This is a genomic window from Sphingomonas sp. AX6 (assembly GCF_902506605.1).
GTDB lineage: Bacteria > Pseudomonadota > Alphaproteobacteria > Sphingomonadales > Sphingomonadaceae > Sphingomonas.
The window spans coordinates 892,229-915,075 of sequence record NZ_LR733979.1 but is presented as its reverse complement, the minus strand read 5'-3'; the positions used below and the strand labels follow the sequence as shown (position 1 = coordinate 915,075).

Genomic DNA, 22,847 nt, shown 5'->3' with positions numbered 1-22,847 from the left:
AGTTCGGGCCGACATGTTCCCGCAAGGCGGGCACGGCAAGAACGGGGAAGCGGCAATCGAATGCTCGGATGGCGTCATCGCGACATCTAGGGCGGTATCGTTGCAACAGGATGACGGTCAGTCCCGTCATCATCGGTAGCGGGGGCTTCCATGAATTATCGCGTCCAATCCACCAATCGCCTGATCCGCCTTTCTATGTCGGTCAGCGCCGCATCCTTGCTCGTCGCCTTGACGTCACCCGCATCCGCACAGGAAGTAACGGCGCTCAACACCGCCGCCGCGCAGTCCGCGTCGCAGGACGTGCCGCAAACCCCCGAGGAGGAAGTCGCCGAAGGTGATGTCACGGTTACCGGTACGCGCATCGCTCGCGACGGGTTCCAGGCACCAACCCCGCTGACCGTGCTGACGCTGGAGGATATCCAGAACACGTCGCCGTCGAACAACATCGCCGATTTCGTCAACCAGTTGCCGTCGATGGCGGGCTCAACCCGCCCCGCCAACTCGCGCCTGAACCTGTCGAGCGGCCAGGCGGGCATCAACGCGCTCAACCTGCGCAACCTGGGGTCGGAACGCACGCTGGTGTTGCTGGATGGTCGTCGTTCGGTGCCATCGACGATCAACGGCCTGGTCGATGTCAACACCATCCCCCAGGCATTGATCGAGCGGGTCGAGGTCGTCACCGGCGGCGCATCGGCAGCCTACGGCTCCGACGCGGTCGCAGGCGTCGTCAACTTCGTCCTCAACAAGAAATATGAAGGGCTGAAGGTCAGCGTCGACAGCGGCATCACCGAAGAGGGCGACGGCTTCAACTATTCGTTTGGGGTTGCAGGCGGCATGTCGTTCGCAGGGGGTCGCGGGCATGTGCTGCTGAGCGCCGAACTGGCGCATCGCGACGGCATCTTCTCGGTCGACCGAGACTGGAACGAGACCGGCTTCCTGCGGTTCGAGAACCCGGCCTATAATGCGACCACCAATTCCAGCGTGCCGTTCTACCTCTTCGTGCGGAACGCGGGCGCGGCGAATTCCACGCCGGGCGGGTTGATCACCAACTCGGCAGGCGGCGTCGCCAACCGGTTGCGCGGCACCTATTTCGGGTCGAACGGCGAAGTGCTGCAATATCAATATGGCGCGCTGACCTTCCCGGTACCCGGCGGCTCGGCCGTGCCGCTGCGCACCCAGGGCGGCGACTGGCGTGTCAATGATTCGGGACGGCGCATCGGCCTGGATCCCGAGGACGACCGGCACGGCGTGTTCGGTCGGCTGAGCTACGAAGTCACCGACGGCATCGAACTGTTTGCCGAAGGATCGTACAACCGTCAGGAAGTGTTCTTCAACGCCGGGCCGAACCTGGCGACGGGCGCGGTCCTGACCGCAACCGGTTGCGGCACGGCGGCCACCTCGGCGGCGGCACCGATCACCTGCAACGCGTTCCTCTACAACGCACTCGGGCCGACGCGACTTCAGGGCATCACCAGTGTCACGGTCGCGACGACCTTCGCCGACCTGCCGTTTCGCGCGGTCGACAACGAGCGCGAGACACAACGCTATACCGTGGGTGCAGAGGGCGATCTCGGCCTGTTCGGAAAGGCCGCGCCGTGGAACATTTACGGACAATATGGCCGCGTCGACACGGTCGAGCAGTTGCGCAACATCCAGAACATCTCGCGACTTGCGGCTGCAACCAATGTGGCGTTTGCGCGGGCTGGCAATCCCGGGGGCTTTGCCGTCGGGTCGATCCAATGTACGATTAACCTGGACGCAAGCGGCGCAAATGACGATCGCGCCTGCGTGCCGCTCAACCGACTGGGCCTCGGCGTCGCCAATCCTGCGGCGATCCCCTATGTGCTCGGCGATCCGTATCGCGAACAGACGCTGGAGCAGATCGCGGCGGGTGCCAATCTTTCCTTCACGCCATTCGCCACCTGGGCCGGGGACGTGAGCTTTGCGGTCGGTGCCGAATATCGCGAGGAAAAGATCGACGGCTTCGTGCCGGACGAGTTTCAACCGGTTCCAATCCTTGACGGCAACGGCAACGTCACGGGTGCGTCGAACCGCTGGTCGGTCGGCAATTATCTGGCCAGCATCGGTCGTTACGACGTCAAGGAAGCCTATCTGGAAACCGTCGTGCCGCTGGGTCTGGGTCTGGAATTCAACGGCGCGGTTCGCGCGACCGATTATTCCACCGCAGGCTATGTGACGACGTGGAAGGCAGGCGCAACCTGGCAGCCGATCGACGACATCCGCTTCCGCGTCACGCGGTCGCGCGATATCCGCGCCCCCAATCTCAACGACCTGTTCCAGGCGGGTTCGGCGAACAGCGATTCGGTCGGCAATCCCGGTTTCGTCAATAATGAAAGCCCTCCCTTCGTTGCTGCCGGCCAGCCGCCACAGGCAGGCTACAGCTATTCGGGCTTTGCCACCGGCAACCCCGACCTGGAGCCTGAAAAATCGGATCAGTGGAATGTCGGCGTCGTGCTCTCTCCGCGCTTCCTGCCCGGCTTCAACCTGTCGGTCGATTATTTCGACATCAATGTCGACCAGGGGATCAGCACCTTCAGCGCGCAGCAGATCGTCAACCTGTGCTATCTCGGCAATGCCGAATTCTGCGATGCGATCAGCATCGATGCAGGCCGCACGCAGAATGCCGCGCAACCCTATCTGATCATCCGCAGCCAGCCGTTCAACGCAGCGAGCCAGCAGGTCCGCGGGGTCGATATCGACGCCTCCTATCGCCTGCCGCTCGACCAGTTGTTCGCACAGACCAACGGCACCTTCACCATCCGCGGGGTCGCCACCCGCTATATCGAGAACCGCTTCGACAGCGGCGTTCCCCAGTCGGTCGTGACCAATTCGGTCGGGGTTAATGGCGGACAAGGCGGTACACCGACCTGGATCTACCGCGTCAACGCCAGCTACGACACCGACGACTTCTCGATCAGCGCGGTCGGTCGCGGGGTGAGCGCGGGCAAATATGTCGCCAACGGTATCGAGTGCCAGACGACCTGCCCGGTTTCCACCACGTCGGCTCCGACCTATGAATCGAACCGGGTCAGCGGGCTGTTCTATGCCGACTTGAACGTAACGCAGAAAATTCGGTTCGGCCGTTCGTCCGAAGCGCAATTCTTCGTCAACGTGACCAACCTGTTCAACCGCGAGGCGCTGATCCTGCCCGAAACCGGGCTGGCGGCGAACAGCACGTATTCGGACCTGCTGGGGCGTCAGTTCCGCGTCGGCATCCGGATGGAAACGCGTTGATTTGAATACAGAAGTTGGAGGTCGTCAGCGAGACGGCCTCCGGCGGACGAGCGGATCGGAACGGTGCCGATTGCTAGGCTGCGTCCGGCTCGCGAATCAGCGTAAAGTTCAACGTGAAGGTCGCGCCGCCATCGGCACCGTTCGCAGCCGTCAGCCGCGCCGCCATCGCTTCGGCGAACGCCTTGGCGATGGCGAGGCCCAGCCCGCTGCCGCCGCTCCGGTCGTCTCCGTCGCCCCGCTGAAACTGGCCGAACACGCGGTCGGCGTCGGTGCCCAGGCCAGGGCCGTCGTCGGCGACGATCAGGCGGATTTCATCCTGCACGCGGCTGCCCTTGACGGCGATTCGGCCTCCTTCGACGCCGTGCACCACCGCGTTCGACAGCAGATTGATCAGGATATGGTGCAGCAGCACCGGATCGGCGCGCACCAGCGGCAGATCGGGCGGAACCGCGAAATCGAGATGATGGCCGCGCAATTGGTGCTTCAGGTCGTGGACTGCGCTGGCCACCGCATCGGTCAGGTCGATCGCTTCGAAGCGCGGTTCGATCTGGCCCGAATCGATCCGCACCATGCCGATCAGGTCGTCGAGGAAATGGCGGAGCCGTGCGACCCCAGCGCGCGCCAGCGGGATCGACGGGGCGTCGGGGGCTTCGTTCGCGACTGCATCGACCGCGGCGGCGGCGGCGGTGAGCGGCGTGCGCAGGTCGTGGCCGATGGAGGACAGTAGCGCCGCGCGCAGCCGATCGCGTTCGCGCAGCGTCGCGATCTCTCGCAACTCATCTTCCAGCCGCAGCCGCTCGTGTGCCAGTGCGGCCTGGCCCAGCAAGGTCGAAAGCAAAGTCGCGCGATCGGGGCCGATCGGATCGCGCCCGTCGCGGCCGGCCAACCCAACCACCGCCAGCACGCCGAGCGCGGTCTGCAACGGGTGAAACTGCCATTCGGATGCGACCAGCGTCGACGATCCGACGCCCGTGACTTCACCACGTGACCAGGCCCATTCGGCCGCCGCCTGATCGAGCGGACCCAGCGCCGCCGCGTCGTCAGGACAGGCGGAGACGCGCGCGATGCGGCCGCTGCGTTCGTACAGCAGGATTACGGGCACGCCGAGCAGCCGGTGCATTTCGTCGCACACCGTCTGGCTGGTGCCTTCCCAATCCGACACCCGTGCCAGTGCCTGGCCGAACGCGGCGATCGCGGCGTTTTCGTGCGCGCTGCGAGCGCCCAGCGTTGCGCGTGCCTTCAACCGCCCCGCCAGATTGGCGACCAAGGTCGCAACCCCGATCAGCACGAATACGGTAAGCAGGCTTTGCGGATCGGCGATCGAGAAGGTGTAGAGCGGCGGCAGGAAGAAGAAATTATAGACGATCCCGGCCAGCAGCGCGGTTACCGCACCCAGCGTGAGCCCGTATCGCGCGGCGGCCACCAGCACCGGCAGCAGGAATAACAGGTCGGTGCCGCCGCGCCCGATCCAGGGTTCGGCCGCATAGCCCAGCGCGATCGTCAGTCCGAGCAACCCCGCGATCACGCCCCAGGCAGTCGGATCGCGTGCTTCCTTCGGCAGCCGCGCCGAGGTGCGCGGCGGTCCCGCGCCATGCGCTTCGCCCGCCGGGATGACATGCACCGCCAGCCCCTCGCAGCCGCGCAGCATCGCCTCCACCACCGATCCGTGGCGCAGCTCGAACCACCAGCTACGCACCGATTTACCCAGCACCAACTGGGTCGCCCTCATTCCCGCAACATGGGTGCGCAACCCGTCGACAACCCCGGTCGCGGGAACGGTGGCGATCGTCGCGCCCAGGCTGGCGGCCAGTCGCAAACTATCGGCGACCCGCTGTTTGGCCGCTGCATCGAACCCGGCGGCGCGCGGGGTTTCGATGAACACCGCCTGCCAGGGCGCCTTCATCGCATCGGCCAGTCGTTTGCCGGCACGCACTAGCGCGTCCGCACCGGGCAATTCGCTCACCGCGACCAGCACGCGTTCGCCCCCCGCATAGGTGCCGGTTATCGCCTGGGAATCGAGATGGTCGAGCATCGACGCATCGACGCTCTGCGCCGCGCGGCGCAACGCCATTTCGCGCAAGGCCGACAGATTGGCCTTGGAGAAAAACCGGTCGAGCGCACGCGTCGCCTCTGCCGGGATATAGACCTTGCCCGCCTTCAACCGCTCGATCAGTTCGTCGGGGGGCAGGTCGACCACTTCGACCTCGGCATCGTCGAAAATGCCGTCGGGCACCGTCTCTCTGACGCGGACGCGGGTAAAGCCCGCAACCACGTCGTTCAGGCTTTCGACGTGCTGGATGTTGAGCGTGGAATAGACGTCGATCCCCGCCTCCAGCAGTTCCTCAACGTCCTGCCAGCGTTTGGGGTGGCGGCTCCCCTCGACATTGGTGTGCGCCAGTTCGTCGACGAGCGCGAGGCCGGGGCGACGGGCCAGCAGCGCGTCGAGGTCCATTTCCTCAAGCCGGTGCCCGCGATAGTCGATGGCGCGGCGCGGCAGGATTTCGAGGGGTTCGACCAGCGCCTGCGTTTCCGCGCGGCCATGCGTTTCCACCACGCCGACAACCACATCGACGCCGCCGCGCATGCGCTCCGCACCTTCGCGCAGCATTTCATAGGTTTTGCCGACGCCGGGTGCCGCGCCCAGAAAAATCTTGAGCTTGCCCCGCCGCTCGCGCCGGGTGGCACGCAGTAGGGCGTCGGGGGAAGGGCGGTCGCGGGGCTGGTTCATTGCCTGTGATCTAGGCACAGGCTGCCGCTCCTGTCACCGCCGACCTCGCGAACTTTACGCTTTGCTTATGCGGACACGGGCTTTTCCCCCTCGAAGCTTTACGCCGCACACGCCTAACTCGGTGAGCGAACGGCGGATGTCGCCGCGTCACGGAAGGATCATCCATGCCCGACCTGATCTGGCTCACCATTCTGGGCGGGCTCGTCGCGTTGACTTTCGCCTTTGTCCGCTTGTGCGACGGGGCGTGAGGCGATGACGCTTCCCCTTGCGCTCGCCGCTGCGACCGCGGTCGCACTTCTCCTCTATCTCGTTGCCGTGCTGCTGCGGCCCGAGCGGTTCTGAAAGGCCAGCAATGACCGTGCAAGGCTGGGCGCTGATCGCGCTGTTCGTCGTCACCCTGGCCGCGCTGGTCAAACCGGTGGGCTGGTATCTTCACGCGCTATACGAGGGAAGGCGGACGCCGCTGCACATCGTGCTCGGCACGGTCGAGCGGGGATTCTACAAACTCGGCGGAATCGACCCGCAAGCCGAACAAAGCTGGCGGCGCTATGCACTGCACCTGATCCTGTTCAACCTCGCACTGCTGCTGTTCACCTATGCCGTGCTGCGGTTGCAGGGCGTGCTGCCGATGAACCCCCGCGGGCTGGCGGGGGTCGGCGCGGATGGCGCGTTCAACACCGCGGTCAGCTTCACCACCAACACCAACTGGCAATGGTATGCGGGCGAAGTCGCGCTGTCGAACTTCAGCCAGATGGTCGGGCTGGTGATCCAGAATTTCCTGTCGGCAGCGACCGGCATCGCGGTCGCGTTTGCCCTGTTTCGCGGCTTCGCCCGGCGCGAAGCCAGCGGGCTGGGCAATTTCTGGGCGGATGTGACACGCGTGACGCTGTACCTGCTGCTGCCGGCGTGTATCGTCTATGCGATCGTGTTGATGGCAGGGGGCGTGCCGCAGACGTTCGATGCGATGGTCGCGGCGACGACGATCGAGGGCGCGCAGCAGAATATCGCGCTCGGCCCCGTCGCTTCGCAGGAAGCGATCAAGATGCTCGGCACCAACGGCGGCGGCTTCTTCAACGCCAATTCGGCGCATCCGTTCGAAAACCCGACCGCGCTCACCAATCTGCTCCAGATGCTGTCGATCTTCGTGATCGGGGTCGGGCTGACCTGGACCTTCGGCAAGGCGGTGGGCGACACGCGCCAGGGCTGGGCGATCCTAGGGGCGATGGCGATCCTGTTCCTGGGTGGCGTGACGCTCGCTTATGCGATGGAAGCCTATGGCAATCCCGCGCTCCACAACCTCGGCGTCGAGGGCGCCAATATGGAGGGCAAGGAAGTCCGCTTCGGCATTGCCGCCAGCGTGTTGTTCGCGGTCGTCACCACCGCTGCGTCGTGCGGGGCGGTCAATGCGATGCATGACAGCTTCACGTCGCTCGGTGGCATGGTGCCGCTGTTCAATATTCAGTTGGGCGAGGTCATCGTCGGCGGCGTCGGCGCAGGGATCTACGGCTTCCTGCTGTTTGCGATCCTGGCGGTGTTCGTCGCGGGGCTGATGGTCGGTCGCACGCCCGAATATGTCGGGAAGAAGATCGAGGCGCGGGAGGTCAAACTCGCGGTGCTCGCCATCGCCATCCTTCCGCTGTCGATCCTGGGGTTCACGGCACTGAGCGTCGTCAATCCCGCCGGGCTTGCGGGTCCGCTCAATTCCGGGCCGCACGGGTTTTCGGAAATCCTCTACGGCTTCTCCTCGGCCACCGGCAACAACGGTTCGGCCTTTGCGGGTCTGACGGCGGGGACAGCCTGGTACAACGCGCTGCTGGGCGTCGCGATGTGGCTGGGGCGGTTCTTCGTGATCGTCCCCGTGCTCGCCATCGCGGGAAGCCTGGCCGCCAAGAAGCACACGCCCGCTTCCTCTGGCTCGTTTCCCACCACGGGCGGGCTGTGGATCGGCCTGCTGGTCGGCATCATCCTGGTGATGGGTGGCCTGACCTTCCTGCCTTCACTCGCGCTGGGACCGATCGCCGATCATATCGCGGTCGCCGGCGGCCAGCTTTTCTAAGGATTATCGAAGATGGCATCCGCAACGATGTTCTCGCGCGATCTGATCGTGCCCGCGCTGGGCGGCGCGTTCCGCAAATTGTCGTCCCGCGAACTGATCCGCAATCCCGTGCTGTTCGTAACCGCGATCGTCGCGGTGCTGGTCACCGTGCTGCTACTGATCGGCGGCGAGGGACTTGGCATCGGCTTCCAGGTCCAACTCGTGCTGTGGCTGTGGGCGACGGTGTTGTTCGGTACGTTCGCGGAGGCACTGGCCGAGGGACGCGGCAAGGCGCAGGCGGCCAGCCTTCGCGCCACCAAATCGGACCTTAAGGCGAAATTGCTGACCGGGGTCGGTGACACCTGGGAACCGGTTGCCGCGACGCAATTGTCGCGCGGCGAAATCGTGCTGGTCGAAACCGGCGACCTGATCCCTGCCGACGGCGAAGTGATCGAGGGGGTGGCGAGCGTCAACGAAAGCGCAATCACCGGCGAAAGCGCGCCCGTCATCCGCGAAGCAGGCGGCGACCGTTCCGCAGTGACCGCAGGCACGCGCGTCATTTCCGACCGGATCAAGGTGCGGGTGACGCAGGAGCCCGGACAGGGTTTCCTCGACCGCATGATCGCACTGGTCGAGGGTGCGGCGCGACAGAAGACGCCCAACGAAATCGCGTTGACCATCCTGCTGGTCGGCCTGACCATCATCTTCCTGATCGCGGTCGCGACCATTCCTGCCTTCGCGATCTATGCAGGCGGCAGCATTCCGGTAGCGATGCTCGCGGCGCTGCTGATCACGCTGATCCCGACGACCATCGCCGCTTTGCTGTCGGCGATCGGCATTGCGGGCATGGACCGGCTGGTTCGCTTCAACGTGCTCGCCAAATCGGGGCGCGCGGTCGAGGCTGCAGGCGATGTCGATGTGCTGCTACTCGACAAAACCGGTACGATCACCATCGGCGACCGCGCGGCGAGCGAATTTCGCGCGCTGCCCGGTGTCGATGCCAATCGACTGGCCGGCGCCGCGATGCTCGCCAGCCTGGCCGACGAGACGCCCGAAGGCCGATCGATCGTGGTGCTGGCGCGCGAGAAGCACGCGCTGGCCGACATCACGCTTCCCGATGCCGCAGAGGTCATCCCGTTTACCGCACAGACGCGGCTGTCGGGGGTGAAGACCGGCATCCGAGTCGTTCAGAAAGGCGCAGTGGACAGCGTGCTGCGCGCGCATCCCGGCTTGGGCGACACACCCGCGGCAACCGAATTGCGCAATATCACGGAGGAGATCGCGCGCGGCGGTATGACTCCGCTCGCGGTCGTCGATGGCGGTGAACTATTGGGTGCGGTGGCGTTGAAGGATGTGGTCAAGTCCGGGGTACGCGAACGCTTCGCCGAGTTGCGCCGGATGGGCATCCGCACCGTGATGATCACCGGCGACAATCCGCTGACCGCCGCTGCCATCGCCGCAGAGGCAGGCGTGGACGACTTCCTCGCGGAAGCAACGCCCGAGGACAAGCTTGCGCTGATCCGCAAGGAACAGGCGGGCGGAAAACTGGTCGCGATGTGCGGCGACGGCACCAACGACGCGCCAGCGCTGGCGCAGGCCGATGTCGGCGTGGCGATGAACACGGGCACGCAGGCGGCGCGGGAAGCGGGCAACATGGTCGATCTCGACAGCGACCCGACCAAGCTGATCGAGATCGTGGGGCTGGGCAAACAGTTGCTGATGACGCGCGGGAGCCTGACGACCTTTTCGGTCGCCAACGACGTGGCGAAATATTTCGCGATCATTCCGGCATTGTTCGTTGCGCTCTATCCCGGCCTGGGCGTGCTCAACGTGATGGGGCTGTCGAGCCCCGAAAGCGCAATCCTGTCGGCGATCATCTTCAACGCGCTCATCATCCCATGCCTCGTCCCGCTTGCGCTCAAGGGCGTGACCTATCGCCCGATGGATGCGGGGGCACTGCTCGGTCGTAATCTCGCCATTTACGGAATCGGTGGCCTCGTCGCGCCGTTCGTCGGCATCAAGCTGATCGACATCGTCGTCAGCACGCTCAACCTCGCCTGAGGATTTCGACATGGTCCAAGACATCAAATCCGCGCTTCGTCCCGCTCTCGCCTTGACCGTCGGCTTCGCGCTGTTGCTCGGTCTGCTGTACCCGCTCGCAATGACGGGCATCGGCCAGGTGCTGTTCCCCGCACAAGCCAATGGCAGCCTGATCCGCAACGAGAACGGCACCGTCATCGGTTCAGCGCTGATCGGCCAGAACTTCACGAGCGATGCCTATTTTCGTGGCCGCCCCTCGGCGGCGGGCGACGGATACGACGCGATGGCATCGTCGGGCTCCAACCTCGGCCCCGGTGCAAAGGCGCTGACCGAGCGGGTTCAGGGCGACATCGCGACACTCGGGACATCACCAGAGGGTTCGATCCCTCCTGATCTGGTGACCACCTCCGCCTCGGGGCTCGATCCCCACATCAGTCCTGAGGCGGCCTTTTTGCAAGCGTCGCGCGTCGCTGCCGCTCGCGGCATCCCCGCCGTTCAGGTCCGGGGGCTGGCCGAAGCCCTTGTCGAACGCCCGCTGCTCGGCTTTATCGGCGAACCGCGCGTCAACGTGCTGCTGCTGAACATCGCGCTCGACCGCACCGCAGCCCGACCCTAAACCACGGGAATGGCCCATTCTGCCGCGCTCCTGATCGTCGAGGACGATGCCGCGATCCGCCGCCTGTTGCGGGTCGCGGCAGAGCGCGCCGACTATAAAGTGGTGGAGGCCGCGACCGCGCGCGAGGCGCTGTCGCTGGTCGATATTGCGCGCCCCGATGCGGTATTGCTGGATTTGGGGTTGCCCGACCGCGACGGGCTGGAATTGATCCAGTTGATCCGCGCGAAGGGCGCGGCGCTGATCATCGTCTCGGCGCGAACCGACACCGCGGAAAAGGTCGCGGCGCTCGATCTGGGCGCCGACGATTATCTGACCAAGCCATTCGACACCGAGGAACTGCTCGCCCGCCTGCGCACTGCGCTGCGCCACCGCGATCGCGGCGAAAGCGATGGACCGTTTCGAGTCGGCGAGGTCGAAATCGACCTGACCCATCGCCGCGTTCTTCGCGCGGGCGAAGAGGTCCATTTGACCCCCAAGGAATACGGCATTCTCGCCGCACTCGTGCACAATCCCGACCGGGTGATCGGCCACGCCCAGTTGCTCCGCGAAGTGTGGGGACCGGCGCAGGAGGCCAATGTCGAATATCTCCGCATCGCGGTCCGCAGCCTGCGCCAGAAGCTGGAGCTTGATCCCGCCCGACCGCGCCTGATCGTCAACGAACCCGGCGTCGGTTACCGGCTGAAACCGATGGCCGATCGCAGCGAAAACGCGTGACGCTGTCAGACGCAGAGGCTGAGCGTGGCGACCGGCAGTCCAGTGACGATGGTAGCGATCAACCCCGCGATGGCCAGCCATTGCCCGATGCGCTCGACATCGCGGTGCGGACGGACGCGAGTCCATTGCCAGCTTAATGCAGCAAGCGCGGCGACGCCGACCAGCCACACGATCACCAGCGACGCCCGCAGCACGCGCCGGTCCCATGGTGCGGCACACCCCATCCCTTCGATTCCGTAGAGCAGGGAGAATATCACTGCCCACACGATCAGTCCCGTGCAGGCGCGCAGCAGTCCGGTCATGCGAGCCATCCCGGCAGTTCAGTCGCCAGCACCGCTGCTGCACCGACCATCGCGGCGTAATCGACCCATAGCCGCACGATTCGGCGCTCGCTGCGCAATCCGCTTTCGGGCAATCCGACGCGCGCGCGCATCCAGACGAAACCGATCATAATCACGGCGATCGCCAAATGGAGCAGCGCATAGCTCGCCAGCACGGCGAGAATCGCGCCGTATGCATGGTCAGCAGGCGCAGGTGCGCGCAGCAGGATCGCAATCATGGCGGTCGCGAGCAGCGCCAGCCCGCCGCTGCTCGCGAGCAACGCCGTACCACCGCGCATGAAGCGGCCTCGCAGCATCCAGATGATTGCCGCTCCGATCGCCCCCAGTCCCAGCGAGACCGCCGACGGCGCGATCAGCGCGGGCGGCGGCCAGTTCGGGGCGATGGTCCACAGAAATGCGTAACCGAACAGCAGCGAGGCGAAGAACGTCCCGTCGGCGGCGAGCAGGAACACGCTGCCCCACCAGCCGGGCCGGTCGTCGCATTCGGGATGCGTCAACGCGCGCTGGCCATGACCGATATCGACCTCGCCGACGGTCTCGCGGTGGCCCAGCACCCAGGCCCAGCGCCAGGCGAGGATCGCGATACCGACCGCCGCGGCGGGTACGATCCAGTAAAGCTTGATGAGGATGGCGAGGAAGAAGACACCGGTCACGAGCCCGGTCCACAGCGGCAATCGCGTGTTGCCCGGCAAAATGATGACATGATCCACCTTCGCGCTCGCGGTGTCGATCGCCAGCGTCTCACGCCAATTGTAGCGTGGGGTCGCCAGATAGCCTTCGCCGCGCGCGAGTTTCAGCGCAAGGTCAGGTTCCTTTTCCAGTGGATCGCGATCCTCCACCGTCGGGATCGCGGCGATGTTATAGGTCGGCGACGGCTGCATCATCGCCCATTCCAGCGTGGTCGCGCCCCACGGATTGCGCTTCGACCGGTGCGCCAGCCAAATCTGGAGCGCCACGTCGATCACGAACAGCGCGATGCCGATCGCCAGCACGAAGCTGCCGATCGAGGAGATCAGGTTGATCCACGTCCAGCCGACTTCCGCCGGATAGGTTTCGATCCGCCGCGGCTGGCCGAGCAGCCCGACCAAATGCATCAGGAAAAAGGTCGCATGGAAGCCAATGAAGATCAGCCAGAAGGCGACCTCCCCGAGCTTGAACCAGCGCGCGCGACCCGTGATCTGCGGCAACCAGTAATAGGTGGCGGCAAACATCGGGAAGACGAACCCGCCGAACAGAACGTAGTGAAGATGTGCGGTGATAAAGGCGGTGTCGTGCGCCTGCCAGTCGAACGGCACGACCGCGACCATGACGCCCGTCAGCCCGCCCATCACGAAGGTCACGAAAAAACCGACCAGATGCAGCATCGGCAGCTTCATCTGCGGACGTCCTGCCCACAGCGTCCCCAGCCAGGCGAAGATCTGAACGCCCGTCGGGATCGCAACCAGCGTCGAGGCAGCGGAGAAGAACGCCAACGCCATGTGCGGGATGCCGACCGTGAACATGTGGTGGACCCACAGCCCGAAACTGAGGAACCCCAGCGCGATGAGCGCGGCGACGATCGCGCCGTAACCGACGATCTTGGTCCGCGCCATGACGGGAATGATCATCGAGATCGCGCCGGCTGCAGGCAGGAAGATGATGTAAACCTCGGGATGGCCGAATAGCCAGAACAGGTGCTGCCACAAAAGCGAGTCGCCCCCGCGCGCAGCATCGAAGAACGGCCAGCCGAACGCGCGTTCGAGTTCGAGCAGAATCGACCCCAGGATCAGCGGCGGGAAACCGATCAGCATCATCACGGCGGTGACCAGCAGATACCAGGCGAACAGCGGCATCTTCGCCAGCGTCATGCCCGGCGCGCGCATTTTCAGGATCGATACGGTGATGTCGACCGCAGCCGCAATCGCCGACACTTCGACGAAGGTGATGCCGATCAGCCAGAAATCGCTGTTGATGCCCGGCGAATAGGGTTTGGACGATAGCGGCGTGTACATGAACCAGCCGCTGTCGGGGGCCAGCCCCAGAAGCATCGACACGCACAGCATCGACGCGCCGAACAAATAACACCACCAACCGTAAGCCGACAGACGCGGAAAGGCGAGGTCGCGCGCGCCGAGCATCTTGGGCAGCATGTAGATCGCGAAGCCTTCGAACATCGGGATCGCGAACAGGAACATCATGATGCTGCCATGCATCGTGAAGATCTGGTTGTAGACTTCGGGTCCGGCGAATGCGCTGTCGGGCGTCGCGAGTTGCGCGCGGATCAGCATCGACAGCACGCCGCCGACGAGGAAGAAGAAGAAGGCGGCGAGCATCAGGCGCTTGCCGATGTCCGAATGGTTTACGCTCTCGATCGACCCGCGCCAGCCGCCCTGCGTGCCCCAGATTTTCGAGAATTCGCGGTGGAGCCTCAGCGCCTTCATTGCCCCGAACCCCAGTCATGCGCGATCACGCGGAAATTATGCCCCGAATGACCGATGCCGCAATATTCGGCACATTGCGCTTCATAGGTACCGGGCGCGCTCGCCTCGATCCGCAGCACGTTGATGCGACCGGGGATCGCGTCGAGCTTGCCCGCCAGGCGCGGCACCCAGAAACTGTGGATCACGTCGCGAGTGGTGATCGCGACATCGACCGGGCGGTTGGCGGGGATGTGGAGCGTACCGACGCTCACGAACCGCGTGCCGTCGGGGGCGGATTGGGTGAAAGTCCAGCGCCAGCGCTCGGCCTCGGCGGCGACCTGTACGACTTCCGGCCCGGCGCGCGGCAACAGTTTCTCGCCCACGACCAGACCATAAGCGAGCAATGCCGCCAGCACCGCGCCGGGAAAGGCGAGCCCCAGCCAGACGATCCATATTCGCTGCGATGGCGAGGCGCCGCCCTTGCGCGTAAAGGCTAGCGCCAGCAGTGCCAGGACCAGCGTCAGGATCGCCACCGATCCTGCGAGCATCACCCACCAGAGCGTCGCAATCGTGCCCGCAGCCGGGCCTGCGGTGTCGAGAGTCGACAGCGGTCCCGAACAACCGGTTGAAAGAAAGGCCGCGATCGGCGTTAAGGTGGCAACACGAAAACGGGAGCCGAGATGTCGAAGGGATTGCGCGAAGAGGAACGACTGATCGATCCGATCAGCGCCAACCCCAGTTTCAACCGCGCGGAATCGAAGATCGCGGTCGCGGGACATCCGATCCACGCGATGTTCGTCTCGTTTCCCATCGCGCTCACCATGTGCACGCTGGGTGCGGACCTGTTCTACTGGTGGACGGGCGATGTGTTCTGGGCACGCGCGGCGCTCTGGGCCGCCGGAATGGCGTTCCTGATGGGGCTGCTGGCGGGGGCGTCGGGCACGGTCGAGCTGCTGATGGTCCCCGGCATCCGCGCCCGCGCGGCAAGCTGGACGCATTTCATCATTGCCATGACCCTGCTCGCGATTCTGGGCGCGAACTGGGGTTTCCGGCTGTACGGATATGAGCAGACGTTGCTGCCTTACGGCATCCTGTTGTCGGTGTTCGCCGCCGGGTTCACGGGCTTTGCCGGGTGGCATGGGGGCAAATTGGTGTTCGACTATCAAGTCGGCACCTCTTCGACCAAAAGCGATTCGTTGCGCGGCGACTGAAGCCATTCCGGCGCGCTGCCCGGCGAGATCACCGGCTTGGCGAGCACCAGCGTCAGGATCGCGACGATCACGCCGATCACCAGCGCCACGGGCAGATAGGGACGCGGGGCGATGACATCGCCTTTTTCCTCGCCCATCTGAACCACGACATTGCCGATCAGCGCGTGGAGGACGACCAGCGCGCCGACGAACGCCATCTTGGCAAAGAACCAGGGCACAAAGGTTTCGCGCAGGAAGATCAGTACGGTTCCGGCCGCCACCGCAAGGACTGCGGCGGGCGTCACCAGATGCGTATAGCTGTAATGGGTGAATTTGCGGATGCGCGCATAACGGTCCTGACTGTCGCCATGCTGATGCTGCGCGAGCATGATCGGCAATGCGATCAGCCCCGCGCACCAGACCAGCAGCGCCGCGATGTGCAGGAATTTGAAAAGCGCGATGGCGAGACTCACGCCGCCGCCTCCTGCAACCGCCACATCCGCCGTGCGATCACCCAGCCGAGGATGGCATAGGGAATATTCCCCGGCACCCACATGATGAGCCCCGCCAGTTGCTGGTCGGCAAGCGGCGTCAGCCCCCAGGCGACGGGCGCAACCATATGGTGGAGATACATCGGCTCGGGCGCAAAGGTGAGGAGCGCGCCGAGCAATCCCATCTGGCCGATCGTCGCGGCGATCGCGATCAACGCTTGCGGCGCAGGCGCGGTGAACAGCGCGCGCCAGAACAGGGTCGCGGTGCCGAGCAGGCTAAGCTGCATCAGCCAGTAGAGCCAGGTTTCGGTGAGCGCCGCGGTGTAGAAGGCAGGAACGTGCCACCCCCACAGCGTCACGGTCGCGGCGATGAAGGTGGGGGCTAGGGGCAGCGATGCACGCCGCCCCTCCCCGCTTGTCCCGAGTAGGCTTCGAGCTTGTCGAGAAACCGTATCGAGGGATGCCTGTCTCGATATGGCTTCTCGACTTCGCTCGAACCCTACTCGACACCAACGGTTTGGGTAAAATGGGATTGCCCACGCAATCATTGGCGCCGCGACCGCAATAACCACCAGGTGATGCGCCGCCCGTGCCGAAAACAACGCGCTGGTCATGGCGCAGAAGGGGGAGACGAAGGCGATGGCCAGCACGCCGATCGCCGCCAGCATCCGGTTGCGCGGCACCGCGCCCTGCATCGATGCGACCACGAATGCGGCGCACAACGCGCCGACCAGCGTGGGGTCGCTGTTCCACGCGCTCCAGATTTCGCCCGGCACCGGTGCCGGTCCGCAATAGGCAATGTCGTTCAGATCGATCACGGCGTCCCCTCGGCCACCGTCATACGATCCGCTTGTCCCAATTCCCATAGTGTTCGCGGATGGCCCCCCGATTGCGGGAAAGCACGACCAATGCCACGCCCGCCATCACGTTGAACAGCATCGCCCCCGTCGGCGCGCCGAACAGGAAGGGCGAAGCGATCAACGCCAGCGCCAGCGGCACGAGGAAATAGCGCGCCGGTCGCGTCACTTCCGCTGCGGCAACCGACAGGGTGGTCAGGATCAGCGCGCCGATGACATGGTCCGAATGCGCCAGCGTGCCCTCGGTGCCGAAGGTCACGCGGCTCAGCATCAACGCGACGCCGATGGGAACGACCAGCACCAGATTCCACGGCAGCGACACGCCCCCGACGAAGAAGTCCTTGACCATTTCCCCGGTTGGGCGATCGAATTCGTCGGTGGCGGTGGCGGTGGCGGAGGCGTCGGCATCGGACTTCTGGTCGGTGTCGCCCACGAACAGCACGCGCAGCCAGTTCTTGCCCGCTTTATGCCGCCGATCGATGAACTGCGCTGACGCGAGCAATTCGTCGATCGAATAGGGGATCTGGATCAGCATCGCGGAAGCGCCGATCAGCGTCAGCGTGCTCCACGTCCCGATTGCGATCGGCTGGATGATGATGAAGAAGATTGAGACGAGGCCGAGCGGCACGATCAGGATTCCGAACGCGATCACCAGCCACGGCATCGTCCGCCACCGCCGCGCCGAGCCGATCAGGCCGGTGACGACTTCGATCCCGTACACCCAGGCGCCCAGCGCCGCGTCGGGCACGGGGATCATCTTCGACACGTCGGAGGTGATGATTTCCTCGGTGCCGTTCTGCGGATTGGCACGATCGCCCGCAAAGAACGGCTCCCACACGCCGGGTACATGCTCGAGCTGATACGCGCCCAGATAGCGCGAGACGAACAGCCCGAGCAGCGCCAGCGCGATGATCGGCATACGCTGAATCCAGCCTGACGGGTTGTAGCTCCATCCCGGCGGCACGGTCGGTCCCGCATTGGCAGCAAGCGGTGACGGTCCGGGCTCGGGGAAGCTCGCCAGCGCCAATCCAAACACCAGCATCCCGACCAAGGTGTCGGACGTATAGGCCGCGGCATTGTCGCTCCACAGCGCAAATGGCGCGAACATCAACAGGATGCCGAGCCCGGCGGTGGCATAGCGCGCCCACACCGCGCGCCACGACAAAGAGATCGTCGCGAACAGCACGATCCCCGCGCCGATCAGCATTTCCGCTGCGATCAGCAAAGGGTCGGTCACATCGACGATGCTCGGCTGGGTCAGCACCCACAGCCCAAGCGCGATGTTGACCGCGTGCGCCCAGCGGAAGCGTCCATGTTCGCCTTGGCGGCGCTTGGCGTCGGTCTCGTAAAGGGTGTGGGGATCGAACCCCGCGTCGTCCGCCTCGGTCATCCAGTCGGGCGGGGTGACCCCGTTCTTTTCGTACCAGCCTAGCGGATCGTCCTTCAGCTTGGCGACGATCTTCGGCAGCGTATCGGCCAGGCTGTGGCGGGGTTCCCAGCCCAGCAACTGCCGGGCGCGCGTGATGTTCAGCGCATAATGATCGCTCGCCATCCGCGTCATGAACGGCTTGATGAAGGGTTCCTCGCCCTGATCGATCGCATCGGGGATGACCGGTTCGAGCTTGGCCTGCGCCCACGTGCCCGCCGCCGCAACCGGTCCGGGCAGGCGGATCGTCGCCCATTCCGCCTCGCCGTGGATCAGTTGGCCGAAGCGGTCTTGCAAATCGTCGTAACCGATCGCCTCTTCCTCGCCGATCAGGATCGCTGTGCCGCTTTCCAGTGCCTCGCGCCGATCGACCGTCCGCCGTATCGCGTCCACCATGTCGTCGCGGTAGAGCATCGCCTGCCCCGCATCGGTGTCGCCCGAATAAAAATGGCTCTCGAAATCGCGGGCATAGATGCGCGCAACCTGCTGCGCGAGCGTCGGCACCATCGTTGCTTCGTCGTAAATGCCCGCGAGCCGCAGCAGCACATAGGGGATGCGCCCATGATGCTCGGCAATCGCAGCCTCTGCTTTGGCCTTGGATTTGGGATAGGCCCAGCCGGGTTCGATCGGCTGGTTTTCGTCGATCGCTTCGCCGGGCTCGCCCGGCGCGTGGACCAGCATCGTGCTGGCATAGACGAACTGCCCGACATCGAACGCCTGAAGCGCGTCGAGCAGATGCCCCGTCCCCTCGACGTTCAGTTTGTCGTAGAGCGGGTGATCCTCGCCGGTAAAATCGAAATAGGCGGCGAGATGGACGACGCTTGCGATGGTGTCGCCATGCGTATCGCGAACCTTGCCCAGCGCGGATCGGATCGACTCGGCGGAGGTCAGGTCGGCTTCGATCACGGTCATGCCGTCAATCTCGGCGGCCTCGCGGTCCAGTCCGACGACCTGATAGTCGCGCGCCAACCCTTGCGCGATCGAACGGCCCAGATTGCCCGCCGCACCGGTCAACAGCACGATTGGTCGCATAACGATACCCCTTGTTCCTGAAGCAAACGCCACGCGTCCGAATTTCGATCCGTCGCGCGCGCATCGATCAGTACCGCGCCAATTTTCCAGCATCGATCACGCCCACCGCAGGGGCTGCGAACGCTAATGCGAATGATTGTCATTGACGACTGAGGCGTGCTGACTTAGTCGGCGCGGCGTGACTCGCATCGCCATCCGCCGCTGGTACCTGGTGCATAAATGGAGCAGCATCGTGCCGACGCTGTTCCTGCTGATGCTGTGCGTCACCGGGCTCCCGTTGATCTTTCACGACGAAATCGAAGCGGCGATGGGGCAGGATTACGAAGCACGGATCGGCGGCGCGCCTTCGTCGCAGGCGGGATTGCCACTCGACACGATGCTCGCGACCGCGCTCGCCGAGCGACCGGGCGAGGTGCCCCTGTTCATGGCGTTCAGCCAGGACAGCGCGTTGTTGACGGTCACGACCGGGCCGTCCCCCGACGCACCGGGTGCGGAGATGAGCCTGTTGTTCTTCGACCGGGCAACCGGCGAAGCATTGGGCCCGGCGCCTGCGGGCGGGGTGATGGAGTTCCTGCTGCAACTTCATACCGACATGTTCCTGGGCCTGCCGGGCATGTTGTTCCTGGGGGTAATGGGGTTGCTGTTCGTCGTCGCGCTCATATCCGGCGTGGTGCTTTACGCGCCGTTCATGCGGCGGCTCGATTTCGGGACACTTCGTACGCGGCGCAGCAAGCGGGTGGGGCGGCTGGACCAGCATAATCTGATCGGCATCGTCACGCTCGCCTGGGCATTGGTGGTCGGCGCGACCGGCGCGATCAACGCCTTTGCCGACCCGCTGACCGACAATTGGCGCGATGGCGAAGTGGCCGCGATGGCCGCAGCGTATGCCGATGCCGAGCCGCTGCCGCCTGCCCGTTACGGCTCGCTCGACCGCGCGATGGCGCAGGCGCAGGCAGCGCTTCCCGGCCGCGCGCCGCAGTTCATCGCCTTTCCCGGCGGGGCGTGGAGTTCGGGGCATCATTATGCGGTGTTCTTTCAGGGCGATACGCCGCTGACCCAGCACCTGCTGACGCCTGCGCTGATCGATGCAGAAACCGGCGCATTGACCGATGCGCGCGCGATGCCGGCACTCAATCAAGCGTTGATGCTGTCGAAGCCGCTGCACTTCGGCGATTATGGCGGATTGCCGCTAAAGATCTTGTGGGCGCTGCTGACGCTGGCGACGATCTGGGTTTTGTGGACCGGCATCTTGCTGTGGCTGCGTCGTCGTCCGGGCGAAGTCGAACGCCGGATCGAGGAAATCCACAGCGGCGCGTCGCGCATTGGGGCAGCGGCATGAACGCGCCCGCCGCCCGCCCGCGCCAGCGTTCTGCCGCGCGCCTGTTCGCGATTCCCGGCCTTATCGCACTCACCAGTCTGATCGGCCTGATCGCCGGGCTGACCGGCGACGGCGTGCGCGACCTGATCGCCTGGCTGTTCCTTTCGCTTCCCGTCGCGGTCGTTGCCATCGCTTGGCGCCGTCGCGGCTGACCCAAATTCTTCTCTCAATCCGAATGTCTCGAAAGCTGAAATGATGACCGTCCGTCTTGCCGCGCTGCCCGCCTTCGTCATCGCCACGGTGCTTGCCGCGCCCGCTTATGCGCAGGATGCGGAGCGCGCGACGGATATCGTCGTGACGGCCCAGGCCGAAAACGCGACCGAGGTCGACAATGGCGGCAGCGCGGGTGTGCTGGGCGACAAGCCGGCCGAAGACCTGCCCTTTTCGATCCGCAGCTATGACGAGACGCTGATCCTCAACCAGCAGCCCCAGACGCTGGGTCAGGTACTGGAGAACGATCCGACGATCCGCACCACCTACGGCTTCGGCAATGCGTCCGAACAATTCGTGGTGCGCGGGTTCCCGCTGTTCGCCGACGATGTCGGGTTGAACGGTCTGTACGGCATCGCACCGCGCCAGCTGGTCGCGCCCGAACTGTTCGACAGCGTTCAGGTATTGAATGGCGCGAGCGCATTTCTGAACGGTGCCGCCCCCGGCGGCTCCGGACTGGGGGGCAGCGTCAATTTGATCCTCAAGCGTGCAGGGGACGCGCCGCTGACGCGTGCGACCCTGGGCTATAGCGGCGACGCGCATTTTGGCGGCAGTTTCGATGTATCGCGTCGTTTCGGCAATGGCGGCGAATTCGGTGTCCGCATCAACGGTGCGTACCGTGATGGCGAAGTGACGATCGATGGAGAGGATCGTCGCAGCCAGGTGCTGGGCGCCGGGTTCGATTGGCGCGGCGACCGCCTTCGCCTCGCGCTCGACCTCGGCTATCAGCTTGTCCGCGTCGATCGCTTGCGGCCGAAGGTGACGTTGGGCAGTGCCGCGATTCCCGCCGTGCCGGACGCGGATGCCAATTATGCCCAGGATTTCAGCTTCACCGAGATGCGCGACATGTTCGGCACCTTCTCGGCCGAGTACGATCTGGCCGACAATGCGTTGCTCTATGCCCGCGGCGGTGCGCGCGACGGGCGCGAGGACGGGATTTATTCGGGTCTCACCATACTCGATGCGGCGACGGGGGAGTCGAACGGCAATGCGCTGATCGTACCGCGCACCGACAATAACGAAGCGGTCGAGGCTGGGCTGCGCGTAAAGCTGGGCACCGGCATCACCCACGAGATCAATTTCGGCGGCAATGCCGTGTGGCAGGTCAACCGCAACGCGTTCGATTTCCGTTATGGTCCCGGTTTCGCCGGTTTCGCGAACAATCTCTACGATCCGGTTCAGGTCGCCTTGCCCAGCTCGACTCTGGTCGGCGGCGATCTCGACGATCCTTTCCCGATATCGCGCACGCGGTTGTTGAGCGCGTTTGCGTCCGACACGATCGGCTTATGGGACGATCGCGTGCTGCTGACCGGGGGGCTTCGCCTCCAGTCGATCCGGGTGGAGGGGTATAACGCCTATAATGGCGGGCAGCCCGATCCAGCGGCAAGCTATGACGAGGATGCGATCACCCCGGTCGTCGGCATCGTCGTCAAGCCGGCAAACGGCTTCTCCCTCTATGCCAACCGTATCGAGGCGCTTCAGCAGGGGCCGAATGCGCCGATCGATCCCGGACTCGAAAATTCGGGCACGCCGCTCGCGCCGCGCAGATCGGTGCAATATGAAATCGGCGGAAAGCTGGCGCTCGGACCGATTTTTGCCGGGGTGGCGCTGTACCGGATCGAACGTCCGGGCGAAGGCACGATCGCGGGCGAAGCGGGCAATCCCGGTCGATATGGCTATATCGGCATCCAGCGCCATTCGGGGGTCGAGTTCACTCTGAACGGCGAAGTCGCGCCGGGACTGCGCCTGATCTCGGGCGTCGCGGTCACCGATGCCGCATTCGTGGATGGCGCGGAGGTCGCGGGCGTGCCCGACTGGACCGCCAACGCCAATATGGAATGGGATCTGCCCTTCGCCCCCGGTGCGACGTTGACGGGGCGCGTCGTCCACACTGGTCGGCAATGGGCGAATGCGACCAACACGCTGCGCCTCGACGATTGGACCCGCTTCGATGTCGGTGCGCGTTATGTGTTTGCGGCGGGCGAGACCCCGGTGACATTGCGCCTGACCGTCGACAATGTGGCGAACCAACGCTTCTGGGCATCGGCCTTCGACACGTTTGGCGCGGCGTTGCTCCAGGGAATGCCGCGGACGGTAAAGGCGTCGATCTCCGCGGATTTCTGAACCCGGTCCAG

17 protein-coding genes are annotated in these 22,847 nt (G+C 64.8%); 10 read left to right on the top strand and 7 right to left on the bottom strand.

The window, feature by feature from the left end; genetic code table 11:
- Positions 1 to 150: 150 nt before the first annotated feature.
- Positions 151 to 3,255: a TonB-dependent receptor plug domain-containing protein gene (locus tag ENHY17A_RS04525; RefSeq protein WP_236547748.1), complete on the top strand. Its 3,105-nt coding sequence runs from the start codon at positions 151 to 153 to the stop codon at positions 3,253 to 3,255.
- Positions 3,256 to 3,328: 73 nt separating this feature from the next.
- Here the strand turns inward: ENHY17A_RS04525 and ENHY17A_RS04520 are convergent, their stop codons facing one another.
- Entirely contained in the window at positions 3,329 to 5,983 is a 2,655-nt protein-coding gene (locus tag ENHY17A_RS04520; RefSeq protein ID WP_159710467.1) for a sensor histidine kinase, read from the bottom strand.
- 252 nt (positions 5,984 to 6,235) lie between these two features.
- On the opposite strand from ENHY17A_RS04520, the gene kdpF reads away from it, so the two are divergent.
- The 5 genes from kdpF to ENHY17A_RS04495 are packed head-to-tail and all read left to right on the top strand — an operon-like array spanning position 6,236 to position 11,388.
- Complete coding sequence (gene kdpF, locus ENHY17A_RS04515; protein WP_159710465.1) at positions 6,236 to 6,325, top strand: K(+)-transporting ATPase subunit F; 90 nt, start codon at positions 6,236 to 6,238, stop codon at positions 6,323 to 6,325.
- A 10-nt stretch (positions 6,326 to 6,335) separates the two neighbouring features.
- Complete coding sequence (gene kdpA / locus ENHY17A_RS04510) at positions 6,336 to 8,039, top strand: potassium-transporting ATPase subunit KdpA (RefSeq protein WP_159710463.1); 1,704 nt, start codon at positions 6,336 to 6,338, stop codon at positions 8,037 to 8,039.
- A 12-nt stretch (positions 8,040 to 8,051) separates the two neighbouring features.
- Entirely contained in the window at positions 8,052 to 10,079 is a 2,028-nt protein-coding gene (kdpB, locus tag ENHY17A_RS04505) for a potassium-transporting ATPase subunit KdpB (protein ID WP_159710461.1), read from the top strand.
- Positions 10,080 to 10,089: 10 nt separating this feature from the next.
- A complete protein-coding gene (kdpC, locus tag ENHY17A_RS04500; protein ID WP_159710459.1) occupies positions 10,090 to 10,674 on the top strand; it encodes a potassium-transporting ATPase subunit KdpC in 585 nt (194 codons plus the stop codon).
- Between the two features lie 9 nt (positions 10,675 to 10,683).
- Complete coding sequence (locus ENHY17A_RS04495) at positions 10,684 to 11,388, top strand: response regulator (protein ID WP_159710457.1); 705 nt, start codon at positions 10,684 to 10,686, stop codon at positions 11,386 to 11,388.
- Positions 11,389 to 11,393: 5 nt separating this feature from the next.
- Here ENHY17A_RS04495 and ENHY17A_RS04490 read toward each other — a convergent pair whose 3' ends face one another.
- The 3 genes from ENHY17A_RS04490 to ENHY17A_RS04480 are packed head-to-tail and all read right to left on the bottom strand — an operon-like array spanning position 11,394 to position 14,676.
- Positions 11,394 to 11,690 carry a hypothetical protein gene (locus tag ENHY17A_RS04490; RefSeq protein ID WP_159710455.1) on the bottom strand — a complete coding sequence of 99 codons (297 nt, stop codon included), beginning with the start codon at positions 11,688 to 11,690 and terminating at the stop codon, positions 11,394 to 11,396.
- Entirely contained in the window at positions 11,687 to 14,149 is a 2,463-nt protein-coding gene (gene ctaD / locus ENHY17A_RS04485; RefSeq protein ID WP_159710453.1) for a cytochrome c oxidase subunit I, read from the bottom strand. The genes ENHY17A_RS04490 and ctaD overlap by 4 nt, the downstream gene beginning before the upstream one ends.
- A complete protein-coding gene (locus tag ENHY17A_RS04480; protein ID WP_201296340.1) occupies positions 14,146 to 14,676 on the bottom strand; it encodes a cytochrome c oxidase subunit II in 531 nt (176 codons plus the stop codon). Before ENHY17A_RS04480 ends, ctaD begins: the two co-directional genes overlap by 4 nt.
- Before the next feature lie 132 nt (positions 14,677 to 14,808).
- Between ENHY17A_RS04480 and ENHY17A_RS04475 the strand changes: the two genes are divergently transcribed.
- Positions 14,809 to 15,339, top strand: a complete 531-nt coding sequence (locus ENHY17A_RS04475) for a DUF2231 domain-containing protein (protein ID WP_159710449.1) — start codon at positions 14,809 to 14,811, stop codon at positions 15,337 to 15,339.
- Here ENHY17A_RS04475 and ENHY17A_RS04470 read toward each other — a convergent pair.
- Genes ENHY17A_RS04470 through ENHY17A_RS04460 form a run of 3 tightly spaced genes read right to left on the bottom strand, consistent with a single transcriptional unit; the run spans position 15,291 to position 19,124 of the window.
- Entirely contained in the window at positions 15,291 to 15,791 is a 501-nt protein-coding gene (locus ENHY17A_RS04470; RefSeq protein WP_159710447.1) for a CopD family protein, read from the bottom strand. The two genes, ENHY17A_RS04475 and ENHY17A_RS04470, sit on opposite strands and share 49 nt — an antisense overlap.
- A complete protein-coding gene (locus ENHY17A_RS04465; protein ID WP_236547747.1) occupies positions 15,788 to 16,627 on the bottom strand; it encodes a cytochrome c oxidase assembly protein in 840 nt (279 codons plus the stop codon). Before ENHY17A_RS04465 ends, ENHY17A_RS04470 begins: the two co-directional genes overlap by 4 nt.
- Positions 16,628 to 16,646: 19 nt before the next feature.
- Positions 16,647 to 19,124, bottom strand: coding sequence for a vitamin K epoxide reductase family protein (locus ENHY17A_RS04460; protein ID WP_159710443.1), 2,478 nt, complete (start codon positions 19,122 to 19,124; stop codon positions 16,647 to 16,649).
- Positions 19,125 to 19,302: 178 nt separating this feature from the next.
- On the opposite strand from ENHY17A_RS04460, the gene ENHY17A_RS04455 reads away from it, so the two are divergent.
- From ENHY17A_RS04455 to ENHY17A_RS04445, 3 genes are read left to right on the top strand one after another with little or no spacing between them, the layout of a single operon-like run.
- Entirely contained in the window at positions 19,303 to 20,463 is a 1,161-nt protein-coding gene (locus ENHY17A_RS04455) for a PepSY-associated TM helix domain-containing protein (RefSeq protein WP_159710441.1), read from the top strand.
- Positions 20,460 to 20,654, top strand: coding sequence for a hypothetical protein (locus tag ENHY17A_RS04450; protein WP_159710439.1), 195 nt, complete (start codon positions 20,460 to 20,462; stop codon positions 20,652 to 20,654). The genes ENHY17A_RS04455 and ENHY17A_RS04450 overlap by 4 nt, the downstream gene beginning before the upstream one ends.
- A 40-nt stretch (positions 20,655 to 20,694) precedes the next feature.
- Entirely contained in the window at positions 20,695 to 22,836 is a 2,142-nt protein-coding gene (locus tag ENHY17A_RS04445; RefSeq protein WP_236547746.1) for a TonB-dependent receptor, read from the top strand.
- The last annotated feature ends 11 nt before the right edge of the window (positions 22,837 to 22,847 follow it).